Source organism: Geodermatophilus sp. SYSU D01045 (assembly GCF_054050295.1).
Genome location: NZ_JBJGZB010000001.1, coordinates 162,716 through 178,108, shown reverse-complemented (window position 1 = coordinate 178,108; position 15,393 = coordinate 162,716). Strand labels below are relative to the sequence as shown.

Genomic DNA, 15,393 nt, shown 5'->3' with positions numbered 1-15,393 from the left:
GTCAGCCCCCGAGCCCGCGCAGCGCCTCGAGCACGGACGCGGCGGTGGGCCGCTCGACCTCGCCGGCCGGGCGGCCGTCGGCCAGGAGGACGACGCGGTCGGCGTAGGAGGCCGCGGTCGGGTCGTGGGTGACCATGACGACGGTCTGGCCGGTCTCGCGGACGCTGCTGCGCAGCAGGGCGAGCACCTCCGCGCCGGCGCGGGAGTCGAGGTTGCCGGTGGGCTCGTCGGCGAAGACGACGTCGGGGCGGGGGAGCAGCGCCCGGGCGATGGCCACGCGCTGCTGCTGGCCGCCGGAGAGCTCCGGCGGGCGGTGCCGCAGCCGCTCGCGCAGGCCGAGCCGGGCGATCACGGCGTCGAACCAGGCCGGGTCGGGGCGGCGGCCGGCCAGCTGCATCGGCAGCACGACGTTCTCCCGCGCGTCGAGCACCGGCAACAGGTTGAACGCCTGGAAGACGAAGCCGAGGCGGTCGCGGCGCAGCCGGGTCAGCTCGTCGTCGCGCAGGCGGGTCAGCTCGGTGTCGCCGAGGAAGACCCGGCCGGAGGTGGCGGTGTCCAGGCCGGCGAGGCAGTGCATGAGCGTCGACTTGCCCGAACCGGACGGGCCCATGATCGCCGTGAACTCACCGCGCGCGAAGGCGACGTCGACGCCGTCCAGCGCGCGCACGGCGGTCTCGCCGGACCCGTACACCTTGGTCAGGCCGGTGGCGCGGACGGCGGCGGACGACACCGGCGTCGGCGGCTCGCCGGGGACGGTCAGGACGGGGACGGACACGGGGGACCTCCGCGGATCGCTTCTGGGGACGCCGCAGACCCTCGCCGTCGTGGCCGTCCCCCCGCGTCGGAGCGGGGGCCGGTTCCCGCGGCCGCGCCGGTGCGCCCGCGGGCGGAGGGCGTGTCATCCTCCGGTCGGACACGGGGTGGGCGGATGACCGGCACGGCGGAGCCGCCCGCCACCTGGCGTGCCCCCGCGGTGGTCGGCGCCGCTGCTGCTGGTCGTCGTGCTGGTCCGGGCGGTCGCCGGCTGGCACACCGGGTGGGCGGCGGCCGGTCACCTGACCGACCGGCTCTCGGACACCTCCTTCCTCTGGCCGTTCACCACCCCCGCGTACTCACCCGCGGAGGCGCAGGACGACGCCCTCGTCCTGGCCGCGACCGCCACGGGGATCCCGCTGGCGGGCGCCGCGCTGGCGGCGTGGTGGCGTCGCAGGGCGGCGGCGGTCTTCGGCGGCGGTGCGGTCGTCGGGCTCGTCCTCGGCCTGGCCCTGTGGGCCCTCGGGCGGCAGGAATGCCATCCCTGCCGCTCAGGCGTCGCGGAGCAGGTCGGCGGGGGAGACCAGCCCCGTCCGGTAGGCGAGGACGACGGCCTGCACGCGGTCGCGCGAGCCGGTCTTCGCCAGCACCCGCCCGACGTGCGTCTTCACCGTCGCCTCGCTGACGAACAGCCGCTGCGCGATCTCGGTGTTGGTGGCGCCGAGCGCCATCTGCACGAGGACCTCGCGCTCGCGCGGCGTGAGCTCGGCCAGCTCCCCCGCCGGCGCGGGGGTCGAGCCGGCCCCGCGCAGCATCGGCGCCACGTGCTGCAGCAGCCGCCGGGTGGAGCTGGCCGCGATCACCGAGTCGCCGGCGTGCACCGTGCGGACGGCGTCGAGCATCTCCTCCGGCGGCGCGTCCTTGAGCAGGAAGCCGCTGGCCCCGGCGCCGATCGCGGCGACGACGTACTCGTCCAGGTCGAAGGTGGTCAGCACGACCACCCGCGGCGGGTCGGGCAGCGCGGTCACCTGCCGGGTCGCCTCGATGCCGTCGGTGCCGGGCATGCGGACGTCCATGAGCACGACGTCGGCCGCCGTGGCCCGCAGCAGCCCGACCGCGGCGGCGCCGTCGCCGGCCTCGCCGACGACGGTCAGGTCGGGCTGGGAGTCGATGACCATGCGGAACCCGGCGCGGACCATCTGCTGGTCGTCGACCAGCACCACCCGGATCACCGCGCGCCCCCGAGCGGCAGGACCGCGTGCACCCGCCAGCCGCCGCCGGCGCGCGGGCCGGCCTCCAGCCGCCCGCGGTGCAGCTGCGCCCGCTCGTGCATGCCGCGCAGCCCCTGCCCGTGCCCGTCGCCCTCGGCCACCGCCGCTGCGGCGCCGCGGCCGTCGTCGAGCACCGACAGCTCGAGGGAGTCCGGGCGCCAGTGCAGCCGCACCCACGCCCGCCCGCTGGGCCCGGCGTGCTTGAGCACGTTGGTCAGCGACTCCTGCACGATCCGGTAGGCGGCCAGCTGCGGACCGGCCGCCATCGGCCGCGGCTCGCCCTCCACCAGCAGGTCGACGTCGAGCCCGCTGGCCCGGACGTCGTCGACGAGGGCCGGGACGGCGGCGACGTCGGGCTGCGGCGCGTACTCCTCGCGCCGGTCCTCCCGCAGGACCCCGAGCAGGGCGCGCATGTCGGTGAGCGCCTGGCGGCCGGTGGCGGCGATCGCCTCGAGCGCGCCGGTGGCCGCCTCGGGGTCGGTGCGCCCGGCGTAGCGGCCGCCGTCGGCCTGGGCGATGACCACCGACAGGGAGTGCGCCACGACGTCGTGCATCTCGCGGGCGATCCGGGCCCGCTCGGCGCCGGCGGCCAGCCGCATCTCCTGGTCGCGCTCGACCTCCAGCAGGCGGGCGCGCTCCGCGAGCCCGGCCACCTCGCCGAGCCGGGAGCGGCGCAGCCGGCCCAGGGCCCATGCCGCGACCACCGACACCGCGATCGCGCCCGCGGCGGACACGAGCGCCTCGGCGGAGTCCCACGAGCAGTAGCGCAGCGCCGCGAGGACGGCACCGACGAGGCCGAGGACCAGCCCGGCGCGGCCGGCCCAGGACGGGCCGTAGGCGGAGAGGGCGTGCACCAGGACCAGCGCGGCGACGTTGGCCGGCAGGAACACGTCGACGGTGGCCAGCTCGACCAGCCCGGCGGCGGTCACCGCGGCGGCGGCCGGGACCGGGGCCCGGCGGCGCCAGGCCAGCGGGGCCAGCAGCAGGAGGCTGACGACGAACGCCGGGCCCTCGCCGGGGGAGCCGCTGAACGTCACGAGGGGCACGAGCGCCAGGGCGATCGTGAGGGTGACGTCGACGGCGAACGGCCGGGCGCGCAGCTCCGTCGTCACGCGCTCGAGCAGGGGGCCGTCCATGTCGGCCCCGAATCTAGGCAGCACGGCACGCCGCGTCGTCCACCCGGGGGAGGACCCGCCGGTCCTGCCATGGCATGAGGCCCGTACTCACGGCCCCCTGCAGCGGCCCGCCGCGAGCGTGCGAGCGGTGGGGGCAGGGGGTCCTCCGGCTACTCGGGGTCGAGGTGCCGCAGCAGGGTCTCGCCGATGTCGCGCATCGCCGCGACCTGCTCGGGGGTCAGCTGGTCGAACAGGTGGGTGCGCACGCCCTCGACGTGGATCGGCGCGGCGCCCTCCAGGGCCGCGAACCCCTCGTCGGTGAGGACGGCGAGCAGCCCGCGCCCGTCCTCGGCGCAGACCTGGCGGCGCACCCAGCCGCGTTCCTCGAGCCGGGACACCGCGTGCGACAGCCGGCTGCGGGAGGACAGGCAGCGGTCGGCCAGCTCGCTCATCCGCATCTGCCGGCCGGGCGTCTCCGACAGCTGGACGAGGATCTCGTAGTAGGCGTGCGGGATGCCGGTCGCCCGCATGAGCTCGCGGTCGAGCCGGTCGTTGAGCAGCTGGGTGCTGTAGAGCCAGGCCCGCCAGGCCTTCTGCTCCTCGGCGTCGAGCCAGCGCGGCTCCCCGGTGGGCGGCCCGGCGGCAGCCCCCGCTCCGGGTGACACCTGTGTCGTCATGTCCGTCAGGGTACTGGCGGAATAGTCAAGCGCTCAACTACGCTACGAGGCGCGGAAGCTCAAACGCTCAACCACCGAGAGGTCCCTCCCATGACCAGCACCACCGCCGTCCAGATCCCCGGCTACGTCGCCGGCACCTGGGACATCGACGCCACCCACTCCACCGTCGGCTTCTCCGTCCGCCACATGATGGTGAGCAAGGTCCGCGGCTACTTCACGGAGTTCTCGGGCGAGATCGTCACCGCCGAGGACCCGGCCGCCTCCTCGGTGAACGCCACCGTCGACATGGACTCGATCGACACCCGCCAGGAGCAGCGCGACGCGCACATCCGCTCCGCCGACTTCTTCGACGTCGGCAACCACACGGTCATGACCTTCCGCTCGACCGGCGTCGTCGCCGACGGCGAGGACTGGACCGTCCAGGGCGACCTGACCATCAAGGGCATCACCAAGCCGGTCACGCTGGCCCTCGAGCTCAACGGCTTCGGCCCCGACGCCTACGGCGGCTACCGCGCCGGCTTCAGCGCCAAGACCTCCATCTCCCGCAAGGCCTTCGGCGTCGACATCGACCTGCCGATGGACGGCGGCGGCGTCGTCGTCGGCGACAAGATCGACGTCGAGCTCGAGATCGAGGCCGTGCTCCGCACCGCCTGATCCACTCGCGAGGGCCCCGGACGTGCGCTGCGTCCGGGGCCCTCGCGCGTCCGGGGACACTGGGGTCATGACGACGTCCGTGCTCACCCGCGCCCGCACCCGGCTGTCCTCCGCCGTCCTCGTCGCCGCCGGGCTGGCGGCCGGCTTCGGCGTCGCGCAGGGCACCGGCATCCGGGCCCTGGGCGGGGCGGTGTTCCTCGCCGGCGGGCTGGGCGCGGCCTGGCTGTGGGTGCAGCGCCGCGGCGTGGCGGTCGCCCTCGGCCTCGGCGCGCTCTACGTCGGCGCGTTCGTCCTGGCGCACGTGCTGGCCCTCGGTGCCGGCCTGCCGGCCTGGCTGGCGGTGAGTCTGGTCACGATCGCCGCCGCAGGAGTGACGTACGCGGTGGCGGACCGGCCGCAGGCGCAGGTCACCGCGCGCTGAGCCCCTAAGCTGGGTGGGAAGGTCGCGACCCCGGCGGCCGTTGTACGGAGCACCGCGAGCGCTGCCGCCGCGGGATCCCCCTGACTCTCCCCGAGGTGCCCTTCCGCATGCCCACCCGCGACGACCTGCGCAACGTGGCGATCATCGCCCACGTCGACCACGGCAAGACCACCCTGGTCGACGCCCTCCTCCGCCAGGCCGGTGCACTCGGCCGCGCCAAGGGCGAGGGCACCGACGCCGACACGACGCAGGACCGCGTCATGGACTCGATGGACCTCGAGCGCGAGCGCGGCATCACCATCCTGGCCAAGAACACCGCCATCCGGCTGGCCGACGAGAACGGCAACCCGGTGACGGTGAACATCGTCGACACCCCCGGCCACGCCGACTTCGGTGGCGAGGTCGAGCGCGGCCTGTCGATGGTCGACGGCGTCGTGCTGCTCGTGGACTCCTCCGAGGGTCCGCTGCCGCAGACCCGCTTCGTGCTCCGCAAGGCGCTCGGCAAGGGGATGCCGGTCATCCTCGTGGTCAACAAGACCGACCGGTCCGACGCGCGCATCGCCGAGGTCGTCGACGAGACCTACGAGCTGTTCATGGAGCTGCTCGAGGACAACGGCCTGGACACCGACGCCCTCGAGTTCCCGATCGTCTACTGCAACGGCAAGGAGGGGCGGGCGTCGCTCACCCGTCCTGCCGACGGCACCTCGCCGGACAGCCCCGACCTCGCGCCGCTGGTCACGACGCTGCTGGAGACCATCCCGGCGCCGACCTACGACGCCGAGGAGCCGCTGCGCGCGCAGGTCACCAACCTCGATGCCTCGCCCTACCTCGGCCGGCTGGCGCTGCTGCGCATCCACTCCGGCACGATGAAGAACGGCCAGACCGTCGCCTGGTGCCGCACCGACGGCAGCGTCAAGAACGTCAAGATCACCGAGCTGCTGGTCACCGAGGGCCTCACCCGCACCCCGGCCGACAGCGCCGGCCCCGGCGACCTGGTCGCCATCGCCGGCATCGAGGACGTCATGATCGGCGACACCCTCGCCGACCCGAACGACCCGCGCCCGCTGCCGCCGCTGACCGTCGACGAGCCGTCGATCTCGATCACCATCGGCATCAACACCTCGCCGATCTCGGGCAAGAGCGGCAAGAAGCTCACCGCCCGGCTGATCAAGAACCGCCTCGACCAGGAGCTGGTCGGCAACGTGTCGGTGCGCATGCTGCCCACCGAGCGCCCCGACACCTGGGAGATGCAGGGCCGCGGCGAGCTGGCGCTGGCCATCCTCGTCGAGCAGCTGCGCCGCGAGGAGTTCGAGCTCACCGTCGGCCGACCGCAGGTGGTCACCAAGGAGATCGACGGCAAGCTGCACGAGCCGGTCGAGCGGGTCACCATCGACACCCCGGGCGAGTACGTCGGCACGCTGACCCAGGCGCTGGCCTCCCGCCGCGGGCGCATGGAGAACCTGGTGCACCACGACACCGGCTGGGCGCGGATGGAGTACGTCGTCCCCTCGCGCGGCCTCATCGGGTTCCGCACCGAGTTCCTCACCGAGACCCGCGGCACCGGCGTCCTCAACCACAACCTCGAGGGCTACGAGCCCTGGATGGGCGACATGCGCGCCCGGCCGACCGGCTCGCTGGTCGCCGACCGGCAGGGCGTGGCGACGTCGTACGCGATGTTCTCGCTGCAGGAGCGCGGCCAGATGATGGTCGCCCCGGGCACCGAGGTGTACGAGGGCATGATCGTCGGGGAGAACTCCCGGCCCGACGACATGGACGTCAACATCACCAAGGAGAAGAAGCTCACCAACATGCGGTCCTCGACCGCGGAGGAGCTCGAGCGCCTGGTGCCGCCGAAGGTGCTCAACCTCGAGCAGGCGCTGGAGTTCTGTGCCGAGGACGAGTGCGTCGAGGTGACGCCGGCCGCCGTCCGGGTGCGCAAGGTCATCCTCGACCAGAACGAGCGCGGCAAGGCGAAGAACCGCAAGCCCAAGGCGTGAGCCACCCGTGCACTTCCGCGGAGGTGCACGCCTCGGGAGCCCCCGTCCGGTCCGCCGGGCGGGGGCTCCCGTGCTATCCGGCCGCCAGTTCCCGCACGAGGGCGGCGATCCGCTGCGCGCGGGTCGCCTCGCGGACGGCGTTCTCGACGGGCGTGAGCAGTCGCCTGCGCCGGCCGGGCGTCAGCCGCTCGAAGGCGGGCAGGCGCCCGCCGTCCTCCAGCGCCGTACGCACGTCATCCGGGACCAGGACGGCGTCGGGGCCGGCCGGGCGCAGCCGGCACGCCGCCGCGTCCCCGGGGTCGAGCCCCAGCCGGCGCCGCAGGCCCGGTCCCGCGTAGACGAAGGCGTCGGCCAGCACGGCCGGCTGGGCCCGGTTCAGACCCAGGTTGACCGCGACGTCGTCGATGCGGCCCTCGACCCGCCGGGTCGGCCACGCCCGGGCCGCCTCCTCCAGCCCGGCCGGGACCCGGATGACCACGTAGACGTTCCGTCCCCACGGCAGGGGCTCGAGGACGCCGTCGAACACGAACTCGCGGGTCATGGGGCCTCCTCCGGCACGTTCCTCACGGGAGCTTCGTGGGACGCTGCCCGGGCGGATGCCTCGTGACGGCATCGTGACCTCGCGTGACGGCGAGCCGTGTGGGCGCGACAGGCCCACCCGTGGCGCGCGGGGATCGCGCGGTGCGCCGACCTACCGTCGCCCGGTGGGCCCGGACGCGGGTCCGCAGCGCGCTGAGCGGGAGGCGGGACTGCTGATGACGACGACGGAGGCGACGGGGACCACGGGGGGCTTCCGCGGGGGCATCGACGTCCGCGTGAGCCTGCGGGCCGACGCCGGGTCGGGGGAGAACGCCTTCGACGGGGCCTGGTTCCCGCGGACCCGCGACCTCGCCGTCGAGGTGCCCGAGCTGATCGCCGCGCTCGACCGCCGCGGCGTGCGCGTCGAGCGCTTCACCTACGCGCTGGACTCGTGGCTGCCGGCGCCGCGCAAGGTCGTCGTCGACGGCCGGGTGGTGCGCACCGGCGGGTTCCGCAGCATGGACCCCGGTGTCGTGTGCCTGAGCTGGGCGGGCGGCAACCGGCGGGCGGACCTGCTGGTCGTCCCGCCGGAGACCGACGTCATCACCGGCGTGCGCGCGCTGCGGCTGTGCACCCGGCGGGGCCTGCCGCGCTCGCCGCAGATGGTGCTCGCCGCGGCCCGCTCCCAGCCGCTGCCGCAGGTCCCCGACCTCCCGGTGGTCACCCGCGCGGTGTAGCGCGCTTCCGCCGTCCGCGAACCGGGTGGACGGCGGGGGAGCGCCTCGGCTGGGGTGGGCCCGTGCGACTCCTCGTCCTCGGCGGCACCCACTTCCTCGGCCGGCACGTGGCGACGGCGGCCCTCGACCGCGGCCACGAGGTGGCCACGTTCAGCCGCGGCCTCACCGGGGCGCCGCCGGACGGCGTCCGCCCGCTGCACGGCGACCGCGACGACCCCGCCGCCCTCCCGCGCGCGCTGGACGGCTGGACGCCGGAGGCCGTCGTCGACACCTCCTGCCAGACCCGCGCCGCCGCCGGCCACGCCGCGGCCGCCCTGGCCGGCGTGCGGGCCTACGCGTTCGTCAGCAGCCTCAACGCCTACTCGACCTGGCCGCCGGGCCCGGTCCGCGGCGAGGACGACCCCACCTGGGACACCCCCGACGACGACTACGGCCCGAACAAGGCGTACGCCGAGCGGGTGCTCGGCGCGGCGCTGCCGGGGCGGTTCCTCACCGCCCGCGCCGGCCTCGTCCTCGGCCCGCACGACAACGTCCGCCGGCTGCCGTGGTGGCTGGCGCGGATCGCCCGCGGCGGCCGGGTCGTCGTCCCCGACGCGCTGGAGCAGCCGATCGCGCTGGTCGACGTCCGTGACCTGGTCGACTGGCTGGTCGGGATGGCCGAGCGCGGGCAGGACGGTCCGGTCAACGCCACCGGCCCGGCCGGGATGACGACCCTGGGCGGGCTGCTGGAGACGTGCCGGGAGGTCACCGGCAGCGACGCGGAGCTCGTCCCGGTGCCGGAGGAGGACCTGCTGGCCGCAGGCGTCGAGCCCTGGCTGCACCTGCCGTTCTGGCTGCCGCGGGAGACGGCGGCGACGGCGTGGGACGTCGACACGGCCCGCGCGCGGGCGCTGGGGCTGCCCAGCCGGCCGGTGCGCGAGACCGTCGCCGACACCTGGGCCTGGCTGCAGCAGGACCCCGAGCGGCTGCCCACCCCGCACGGCCTGCCCGAGCCCGGCCTCCCCGAGGAGCTCGAGGCGACGCTGCTGGGCCGCCGCTGAGACGACGGGAGGCCCCGCCCAGCAGGTGCCGGACGGGGCCTCCCGTGAGGTGCCCCTAGTCGCGCGGGTCGGCGGGGCGGCCGGCGCGGAGGCTGCGCTCGAGGTCCGCGGCGTCCGCGGCGTCCGCCGCGTCCGGCGTGTGCAGGTGCTCCTCCTCGGCCAGCAGGGCGGCCTCGGCGGCGAGGGCGTCGGCCGACTCCTGCACGCGGTCCTTGCGGTACTGGCGGAAGGAGTGGGCGACGGCGGCGGCCCAGACCAGGTAGATGACCGCGTAGACCGAGTAGCGGACCGGGTCGGAGGCGTCGATCCAGTCGCTCCGCAGCAGCGTGCGGGTGTTGGTCAGGATGATCATGCCGCCGACCAGGGAGCCGAGCAGCCGCGGCGGCACGTGCCGGACCAGCCAGGCGGCGATCGGCGCGGCGACCAGGCCGCCGGCGAGCAGGCCCAGCGCCCACACGAAGTCGATGCCCTGCGACCCGAGCGCGAGGAGGAAGCCCAGGCTGGCGGCCAGCGCGACGAGGAACTCGGAGGTGTCGATCGAGCCGATGACCTTGCGCGGCTCCATGCGGCCGCTGGCCAGCAGCGCCGGGGTGCCGACCGGGCCCCAGCCGCCACCGCCGGTGGCATCGACGAAGCCGGCCACCAGACCGAGCGGGGCGAGGAAGCGCTTGCGCACCGGCCGGCCGATGTTGCGGCGGTCGATGCCGCGCAGGGTGAAGCGGACGAGCAGGTAGACGCCCAGGGACAGCAGGATGAGCGACATCACCGGGGCGGCGACCTCGGTGGAGAGGCTGGAGAGGACGTTCGCGCCGACGAAGGCGCCGACGGCGCCGGGGACGCCGACCTTGGCGACCACCTTCCAGTCGACGTTGCCGAACTTCCAGTGGGCGACGCCCGACATCAGGCTGGTGCCGATCTCGGCGAAGTGCACGGTCGCCGACGCGGCGGCGGGGTTGGTGCCGAAGGCGAGCAGCAGCGTCGTCGAGGTGACGCCGTAGGCCATGCCCAGGCTGCCGTCGACGAGCTGGGCGCCCAGCCCGGCGAGGGCGAGCACGATCAAGGTCTTCACGGGGGTGGGGCTCCTGTCCGGCTGGGAGACGGGCCGCGGGCGCGCGTCAGGGCGCGACTCGACGCGGGTCGTGCGAGGAGAGGGGCGCCCAGGAGGGCGCGGGCGTCAGCGGCCCGGACAGGTGGCCGTGCAGACGCGCAGCAGGTCGACGTGGATCCGCCCCACCAGGAGCACCGCCGTCGCCGCCACGAGGACTATGTCTACCAGATCGATCGGGATATGCCAGCAGGGGGGTCGACGAGACGGAGGTCACCCCGCGAGCGCCTCGCGGGGTGACCTCCCCGGTCAGGGGAGCGGCGGCGTCAGCCGACGACGAGGCCGGTGAGGAAGTACGCCAGCGCGGCCACCGCACCGGCGGCCGGCAGGGTGACGATCCACGCGACGACGATGTTGCCGGCCACGCCCCAGCGGACCGCCGACAGCCGCCGCGTCGACCCGACGCCCATGATCGACGTCGTCGTGATGTGGGTGGTCGAGACCGGCACGGCGAACACGGTCGCCGTCGTCACCATGACGCCGGAGGCCACGGTCTGGGCGGCGAAGCCGCCGGCCGGGGTGAGCTGGATGATCCGCCGGCCCATCGTGCGCATGATGCGGAACCCGCCGGCGTAGGTGCCCGCGCTGATCGCGAGGGCCGCGGCGAGCACGACCCACAGCGGCACCTCGAAGCCGTCGATCTCCCCGGCGGTGAACAGCGCCAGCGTGATGATCCCCATCGTCTTCTGGGCGTCCTGCAGGCCGTGGCCGAGCGCCATGGTCGCGGAGCTGACGATCTGCGCGTAGCGGAACCCGCGGTTGGCGCGGGTGACGTTGGCGCTCCGGAAGGTCCACAGGAGGGCCAGCATGAACAGGTAGCCGAGGCCGAAGCCGACCAGCGGCGACACGACCATCGGGATGACGACCTTGTCGACGACGCCCAGCCACTGGACGTCGTGGGCCGCGGCCAGCGCGGCGCCCACCAGGCCGCCGATCAGCGCGTGCGAGGACGACGACGGCAGCCCGAAGTACCAGGTGATCAGGTTCCAGGCGATCGCGCCGACCAGCGCGGCGAAGACGATCTCCAGCCCGCCGGTCCCGGTCGGCGCCTCGATGATCCCGGCGCCGACGGTCTTGGCGACCTCGGTGGACAGCAGGGCGCCGACCAGGTTCATCACCGCCGCCAGCGCCAGCGCCACCCGCGGCGTCAGCGCCTTGGTCGAGACGGCGACGGCGATGGCGTTGGCGGCGTCGTGGAACCCGTTGGTGTAGTCGAAGGCCAGGGCGACGACGACGATGACGACCAGCGCGACGAAGGCCGCGTCCATCAGAAGAGGTCCACGGAGCTCAGGACTCCTTGACCGCGATGGACTCGACGACGTTGGCCACCTTCTCGAACGCGTCGGCGGCCTCCTCGAGCTGGTCGGCCACCTCCTTGAGCCGGAGGACCTCCAGTGCCTCGAACTCGCCGCTGTAGAGCCGGGACAGCAGCCGCCGGTAGAGCTTGTCGGCCTCGTTCTCGATGCGGTTGACCTCGATCCAGTAGTCGGGGAGGCCCTTCATCGTCTGCAGCCGCGGCATCGCCTCGGCGGTGGTCTCCGCGGCGCGCTGCAGCAGCGCCGTCTGCTGGCTCATCTCGGCCGGCAGGGTGCCCAGCCCGGTGAGGACGACGAGGTCGGCGGCGGCCTCGACGTAGTCCATGACGTCGTCGAGGTGACTGGCCAGGCTGTAGATGTCCTCGCGGTCGAACGGCGTCACGAAGCTGGAGTTCAGCTGCCGGAAGATCGCGTGTGTCGACTGGTCCCCGGTGTGCTCGAGGTCGCGCAGCCGGTCGGCGAGCTCGGTCCGGCGGGCGTGGTCGTGGAGGAACTCGCCCAGGACGTCGGTGGCCGCGACCAGGTTCTGCGCCGAGTCGCTGAACAGGGTGTAGAAGCTCTGGTCCTTGGGGGTCAGGCTGAAGGGCACGAGGGGCTCCGGATCGGCGGGTGTCGGGAGGGCGCCCGCCGCGGATGAGCGGTCGCACGGCCGTCGGGCAGCATAGGTACCCGTTCACCCGCGGTTCAGCGCAGGTTCACCCGCGCGCCGCGTCCGGCTCCTCCTGCGCACTCCCGCCGAGCGCCTCGACCAGGTCGGCGCGGGCCCGGGCGACCCGCGAGCGGACGGTCCCCACCGGGCAGCCGGCCACCTCGGCGGCCTCGGCGTAGGAGAGCCCGAGCAGTTGGGTGAGCGCGAAGGCCTCCCGGCGGTCGGGGTCCAGCCGGCCCAGCAGGTCGGTGACGGCGGCGCCCTCGCCCACCCGGTCGGCGTCGTCGCCGCGGCCGAGGGCCTCGAGGTCGGCGTCGTCGCGGACCAGGGTGAGCCGCCGGCGGCGCCGCGAGCGGACGGCGTCGGCGCAGACCCGCCGGGCGATCGCCAGCAGCCACGTCCGCAGCGAGGAGCGGCCCTCGAAGCGGTGCAGCGTGGCGAAGGCGCGGGCGTAGGTCTCCTGGGTCAGGTCGTCGGCGGAGTCCCGATCGCCGAGCGCGGCGCACAGCCGCCAGACGTCGGACTGGGTGGACCGCACGAGGGTCGCCGCGGCGAGGGGGTCGCCGTCGACGGCGGCCGCCGCGACCCGCGCGAGCTCGTCCACGTGTTCCCTCCGTCACATCCGGGCCGGTCCCGGGAACCGGACGGGCCCTCCGTGACGACTACGACGACATGCAGTGTGCCCCCTTCCGCGAGGCGGTCTCCGCACGACTCGACGGCGAGCCGCTCGGCGTGCCCGCCGCCGACCTCGACCGCCACCTCGCCGCGTGCCCCGCGTGCGCCGGGTGGGCCGACGCCGCGGAGGCGGTGACCCGCCGGGCGCGGCTGGCCCCCGCGCCGCCGGTGCCCGACCTCACCGCCGCCGTCCTCGGCGCGCTGCCGGGGCAGCTGCCCGGCACCGCGGCCGCCGCGCGTGCCCGGCTGGCGCGGTCGGCGCTGCGGCTGGCGCTGCTGGCCGTGGGCGTGGCGCAGGCCGGGCTGGCGTGGCCGGCGCTGTCCGGGGGCGCCGCGGCGATGAGCGCGCCGGTGCACGTGGCGCACGAGACCGGCGCGTGGAACCTCGCCGTCGCGGCCGCCTTCCTCGCCGTCGCCGCCGCGCCCCGGCTGGCCGCGGGGGCGCTGCCGTTCCTGGCCACCTTCGCCGTCCTGCTGACCGTCACCACGGTGCGCGACCTGCAGGCCGGGCACGTGCACGCCGACCGCGCCGCCGCGCACCTGCTGCTGCTCGCCGGCGTCGTGCTCATCGCCGTCGTCGCCTGGCGGCAGCGGCCGCGGCGGGCGGCCGCGCCCGCCGCGGGCCGGCGGGTGGTCGCGTGACCCCCGCCGTCCCGGCCCGCCGCTCGCCGCGGCCGGCCCTGCTGCTGCTCGTGCTGCTCGCCGGCTGGCTGGGCCTCGGCGTGGCCACCGCCGGCCCCGCCGCCGCGCACGCCGAGCTGGTCTCCACCGACCCGGGGGAGGGCGCCCGCCTCGACGCGGTGCCCGGCCAGGTCACCCTGCGCTTCACCGAGGGCGTGTCCCTGGGCGCCGGCTACGCCCGCGTCCTCGGCGACGACGGCGAGCGCGTGGACACCGGCGCCGCGTCGGTGCAGGACGACACGGTGACCATCCCGCTGCGCGGTGACCTGCCCGACGCCAGCTACGTCGTCACCTACCGGGTGGTCTCCGCCGACTCGCACCCGGTGAGCGGGGCGTACGCCTTCGTCGTCGGCGACGGGGCGCTGGCCGACGCCGGGGCGGTCGCCGCCGACCCCGACGCCGACCCGCTCGTGGCCGCCGCGCTGCCGGCCGCGCGCTCCCTCGGGTTCGCCGGCGAGGCCGTGGGTCTGGGGGTCCCGGCGTTCCTGCTGTTGTGCTGGCCCGCCGGCTGGGCCTCGCGTCGGATGCGGCGGCTGACCACGGCCGGGCTGGGGACGGTCGCGGGGGCCGCGGTGCTGACCTTCCTGCTGCAGGGCCCGTACACGGCCGGGGCGGGGCTCGGGTCGCTGGTCGACCCGGCGCTGTTGGCCGCCACCGGCTCCTCGGCCTACGGCCTCACCACGCTCGGCCGCGGCGCCCTCGCCTTGCTGCTCGCCGCGCTGCTGGTGCCGCTGTGGCGCCGGGGGGCCGCGCCGCGGCCGGCGGAGGCGGTGGGCCCGGCCGTCCTCGGCGCCGGGGTCGTCCTCACCACCGCGGCGGTCGGGCACCCGGTGGCCGGCAGCGTGCCGGTGTTCGCCACCGCCGTCACCGCGGTGCACGTCGCGGCCATGGCGCTGTGGCTGGGCGGGCTGGCCGCGCTGCTGGCCGGGCTGCTGCGGCCCGGCGTCGAGGCCGGGGAGCTGGCCGCGGCGCTGCCGCGGTGGTCGCGGATCGCCTCCGGCTCGGTGGCCGCGCTGGTGGTCACCGGCGTCGTCCAGTCGGTGCGCGAGGTCGGCTCGCCGGCCGCGCTGGTCTCCACGACCTACGGCTGGGTCCTGCTGGCCAAGCTCGCGCTGGTCCTGCTGCTGCTGGCCGCCGCCGGCGTCTCGCGGGTGTGGGTGCAGCAGCACCTGGGCCTCGCCCGGCCGCGGCCGGGCGGCCGCCGCCGGGTGACCGCGCACGCCTTCGCCGCCCCCGGCGCCGGGGAGCCGGCGGTCGCCGAGGCCGCCCGCGCCCGTGCCGACGTGCAGGCCCGCGGCGCCGTCGAGGACGTCGCGCCGCTGCGCCGCACGATCCTGGTCGAGGCCGCCGTCGCCGCCGCCGTGCTGGTGCTGTCCGCGGTGCTGGTGGGCACCCCGCCGGCCCGCGCCGCGGCCGCCCAGCCGGTCGACGTCACCCTGCCGCTGCAGTCGTCGGCGGGGGAGTCCGGCAGCGTCCAGCTGTCGATCGACCCGGCCCGCCCGGGCGCCAACACGCTGCACCTCTACCTGTTCGACGACGACGGGCAGCTGGCCCAGCCGGCCGACCTGCGCGTGACGCTCACCGAGCCCGAGCAGGAGATCGGCCCGCTCGACGTCGACCTCGAGCCCGCCGGCCCCGGCCACTGGGTGGCCGACGGGATGTCCATCCCGGGCGCCGGCACCTGGACCGTCGCCGTCAGCGTCCGGCTCGACGAGTTCACCGCCACCACCGCCAGCACCGACGTCCCGGTGCGCTGAGACCCCTCCCCGGACCGACAGAAGGA

General features: G+C 75.6%; 16 protein-coding genes. 7 read left to right on the top strand and 9 right to left on the bottom strand.

From position 1 onward, the window contains the following. Position 1: 1 nt before the first annotated feature. The 4 genes from ACI798_RS00975 to ACI798_RS00960 form a co-directional block, all read right to left on the bottom strand. Positions 2 to 775 carry an ABC transporter ATP-binding protein gene (locus ACI798_RS00975; RefSeq protein ID WP_457046946.1) on the bottom strand — a complete coding sequence of 258 codons (774 nt, stop codon included), beginning with the start codon at positions 773 to 775 and terminating at the stop codon, positions 2 to 4. A 529-nt stretch (positions 776 to 1,304) separates the two neighbouring features. Beyond that, positions 1,305 to 1,985, bottom strand: a complete 681-nt coding sequence (locus tag ACI798_RS00970) for a response regulator (protein WP_457046945.1) — start codon at positions 1,983 to 1,985, stop codon at positions 1,305 to 1,307. Next, positions 1,982 to 3,160: a sensor histidine kinase gene (locus tag ACI798_RS00965; protein ID WP_457046944.1), complete on the bottom strand. Its 1,179-nt coding sequence runs from the start codon at positions 3,158 to 3,160 to the stop codon at positions 1,982 to 1,984. The genes ACI798_RS00970 and ACI798_RS00965 overlap by 4 nt, the downstream gene beginning before the upstream one ends. Before the next feature lie 149 nt (positions 3,161 to 3,309). Further along, positions 3,310 to 3,816, bottom strand: a complete 507-nt coding sequence (locus ACI798_RS00960) for a MarR family winged helix-turn-helix transcriptional regulator (RefSeq protein ID WP_456941323.1) — start codon at positions 3,814 to 3,816, stop codon at positions 3,310 to 3,312. 90 nt (positions 3,817 to 3,906) lie between these two features. On the opposite strand from ACI798_RS00960, the gene ACI798_RS00955 reads away from it, so the two are divergent. The 3 genes from ACI798_RS00955 (at position 3,907) to typA (ending at position 6,888) form a co-directional block, all read left to right on the top strand. Next, a complete protein-coding gene (locus ACI798_RS00955) occupies positions 3,907 to 4,470 on the top strand; it encodes a YceI family protein (protein ID WP_456941324.1) in 564 nt (187 codons plus the stop codon). Between the two features lie 67 nt (positions 4,471 to 4,537). Next, positions 4,538 to 4,891 carry a hypothetical protein gene (locus tag ACI798_RS00950; RefSeq protein ID WP_456941325.1) on the top strand — a complete coding sequence of 118 codons (354 nt, stop codon included), beginning with the start codon at positions 4,538 to 4,540 and terminating at the stop codon, positions 4,889 to 4,891. Positions 4,892 to 4,998: 107 nt separating this feature from the next. After that, on the top strand, positions 4,999 to 6,888 hold the full coding sequence (gene typA / locus ACI798_RS00945) for a translational GTPase TypA (protein WP_457046943.1): 1,890 nt from the start codon (positions 4,999 to 5,001) through the stop codon (positions 6,886 to 6,888). Between the two features lie 73 nt (positions 6,889 to 6,961). Here typA and ACI798_RS00940 read toward each other — a convergent pair whose 3' ends face one another. After that, positions 6,962 to 7,429: a YdeI/OmpD-associated family protein gene (locus tag ACI798_RS00940; RefSeq protein WP_456941327.1), complete on the bottom strand. Its 468-nt coding sequence runs from the start codon at positions 7,427 to 7,429 to the stop codon at positions 6,962 to 6,964. Positions 7,430 to 7,643: 214 nt separating this feature from the next. On the opposite strand from ACI798_RS00940, the gene ACI798_RS00935 reads away from it, so the two are divergent. Both ACI798_RS00935 and ACI798_RS00930 read left to right on the top strand, forming a co-directional pair. Beyond that, complete coding sequence (locus ACI798_RS00935) at positions 7,644 to 8,144, top strand: DUF5994 family protein (RefSeq protein WP_456941328.1); 501 nt, start codon at positions 7,644 to 7,646, stop codon at positions 8,142 to 8,144. 62 nt (positions 8,145 to 8,206) lie between these two features. Beyond that, positions 8,207 to 9,184 carry an NAD-dependent epimerase/dehydratase family protein gene (locus tag ACI798_RS00930; RefSeq protein ID WP_457046942.1) on the top strand — a complete coding sequence of 326 codons (978 nt, stop codon included), beginning with the start codon at positions 8,207 to 8,209 and terminating at the stop codon, positions 9,182 to 9,184. A 55-nt stretch (positions 9,185 to 9,239) separates the two neighbouring features. Here ACI798_RS00930 and ACI798_RS00925 read toward each other — a convergent pair whose 3' ends face one another. The 4 genes from ACI798_RS00925 to ACI798_RS00910 all read right to left on the bottom strand — a co-directional run bounded on the left by ACI798_RS00925 (position 9,240) and on the right by ACI798_RS00910 (position 12,858). Then, entirely contained in the window at positions 9,240 to 10,253 is a 1,014-nt protein-coding gene (locus ACI798_RS00925; RefSeq protein WP_457046941.1) for a sulfite exporter TauE/SafE family protein, read from the bottom strand. 302 nt (positions 10,254 to 10,555) lie between these two features. Further along, positions 10,556 to 11,557, bottom strand: coding sequence for an anion permease (locus ACI798_RS00920; RefSeq protein ID WP_456941331.1), 1,002 nt, complete (start codon positions 11,555 to 11,557; stop codon positions 10,556 to 10,558). 19 nt (positions 11,558 to 11,576) lie between these two features. Then, entirely contained in the window at positions 11,577 to 12,194 is a 618-nt protein-coding gene (locus ACI798_RS00915) for a DUF47 domain-containing protein (protein ID WP_456941332.1), read from the bottom strand. 106 nt (positions 12,195 to 12,300) lie between these two features. Then, positions 12,301 to 12,858, bottom strand: a complete 558-nt coding sequence (locus tag ACI798_RS00910) for a sigma-70 family RNA polymerase sigma factor (RefSeq protein WP_456941333.1) — start codon at positions 12,856 to 12,858, stop codon at positions 12,301 to 12,303. Between the two features lie 68 nt (positions 12,859 to 12,926). Here ACI798_RS00910 and ACI798_RS00905 point away from each other — a divergent pair, with 68 nt between their 5' ends. Both ACI798_RS00905 and ACI798_RS00900 read left to right on the top strand, forming a co-directional pair. Next, entirely contained in the window at positions 12,927 to 13,571 is a 645-nt protein-coding gene (locus ACI798_RS00905; RefSeq protein ID WP_457046940.1) for a zf-HC2 domain-containing protein, read from the top strand. Beyond that, entirely contained in the window at positions 13,568 to 15,367 is a 1,800-nt protein-coding gene (locus ACI798_RS00900; RefSeq protein WP_457046939.1) for a copper resistance CopC/CopD family protein, read from the top strand. Before ACI798_RS00905 ends, ACI798_RS00900 begins: the two co-directional genes overlap by 4 nt. Positions 15,368 to 15,393 lie beyond the last annotated feature (26 nt).

What these genes read in the sequence shown, in the direction of transcription:
- ACI798_RS00960 (WP_456941323.1), bottom strand. Translation starts at nt 3,816, where the DNA reads ATGACGACACAGGTGTCACCCGGAGCGGGGGCTGCCGCCGGGCCGCCC.
- ACI798_RS00905 (WP_457046940.1), top strand. Translation starts at nt 12,927, where the DNA reads ATGCAGTGTGCCCCCTTCCGCGAGGCGGTCTCCGCACGACTCGACGGC.
- typA (WP_457046943.1), top strand. Translation starts at nt 4,999, where the DNA reads ATGCCCACCCGCGACGACCTGCGCAACGTGGCGATCATCGCCCACGTC.
- ACI798_RS00940 (WP_456941327.1), bottom strand. Translation starts at nt 7,429, where the DNA reads ATGACCCGCGAGTTCGTGTTCGACGGCGTCCTCGAGCCCCTGCCGTGG.
- ACI798_RS00935 (WP_456941328.1), top strand. Translation starts at nt 7,644, where the DNA reads ATGACGACGACGGAGGCGACGGGGACCACGGGGGGCTTCCGCGGGGGC.
- ACI798_RS00965 (WP_457046944.1), bottom strand. Translation starts at nt 3,160, where the DNA reads ATGGACGGCCCCCTGCTCGAGCGCGTGACGACGGAGCTGCGCGCCCGG.
- ACI798_RS00920 (WP_456941331.1), bottom strand. Translation starts at nt 11,557, where the DNA reads ATGGACGCGGCCTTCGTCGCGCTGGTCGTCATCGTCGTCGTCGCCCTG.
- ACI798_RS00950 (WP_456941325.1), top strand. Translation starts at nt 4,538, where the DNA reads ATGACGACGTCCGTGCTCACCCGCGCCCGCACCCGGCTGTCCTCCGCC.
- ACI798_RS00955 (WP_456941324.1), top strand. Translation starts at nt 3,907, where the DNA reads ATGACCAGCACCACCGCCGTCCAGATCCCCGGCTACGTCGCCGGCACC.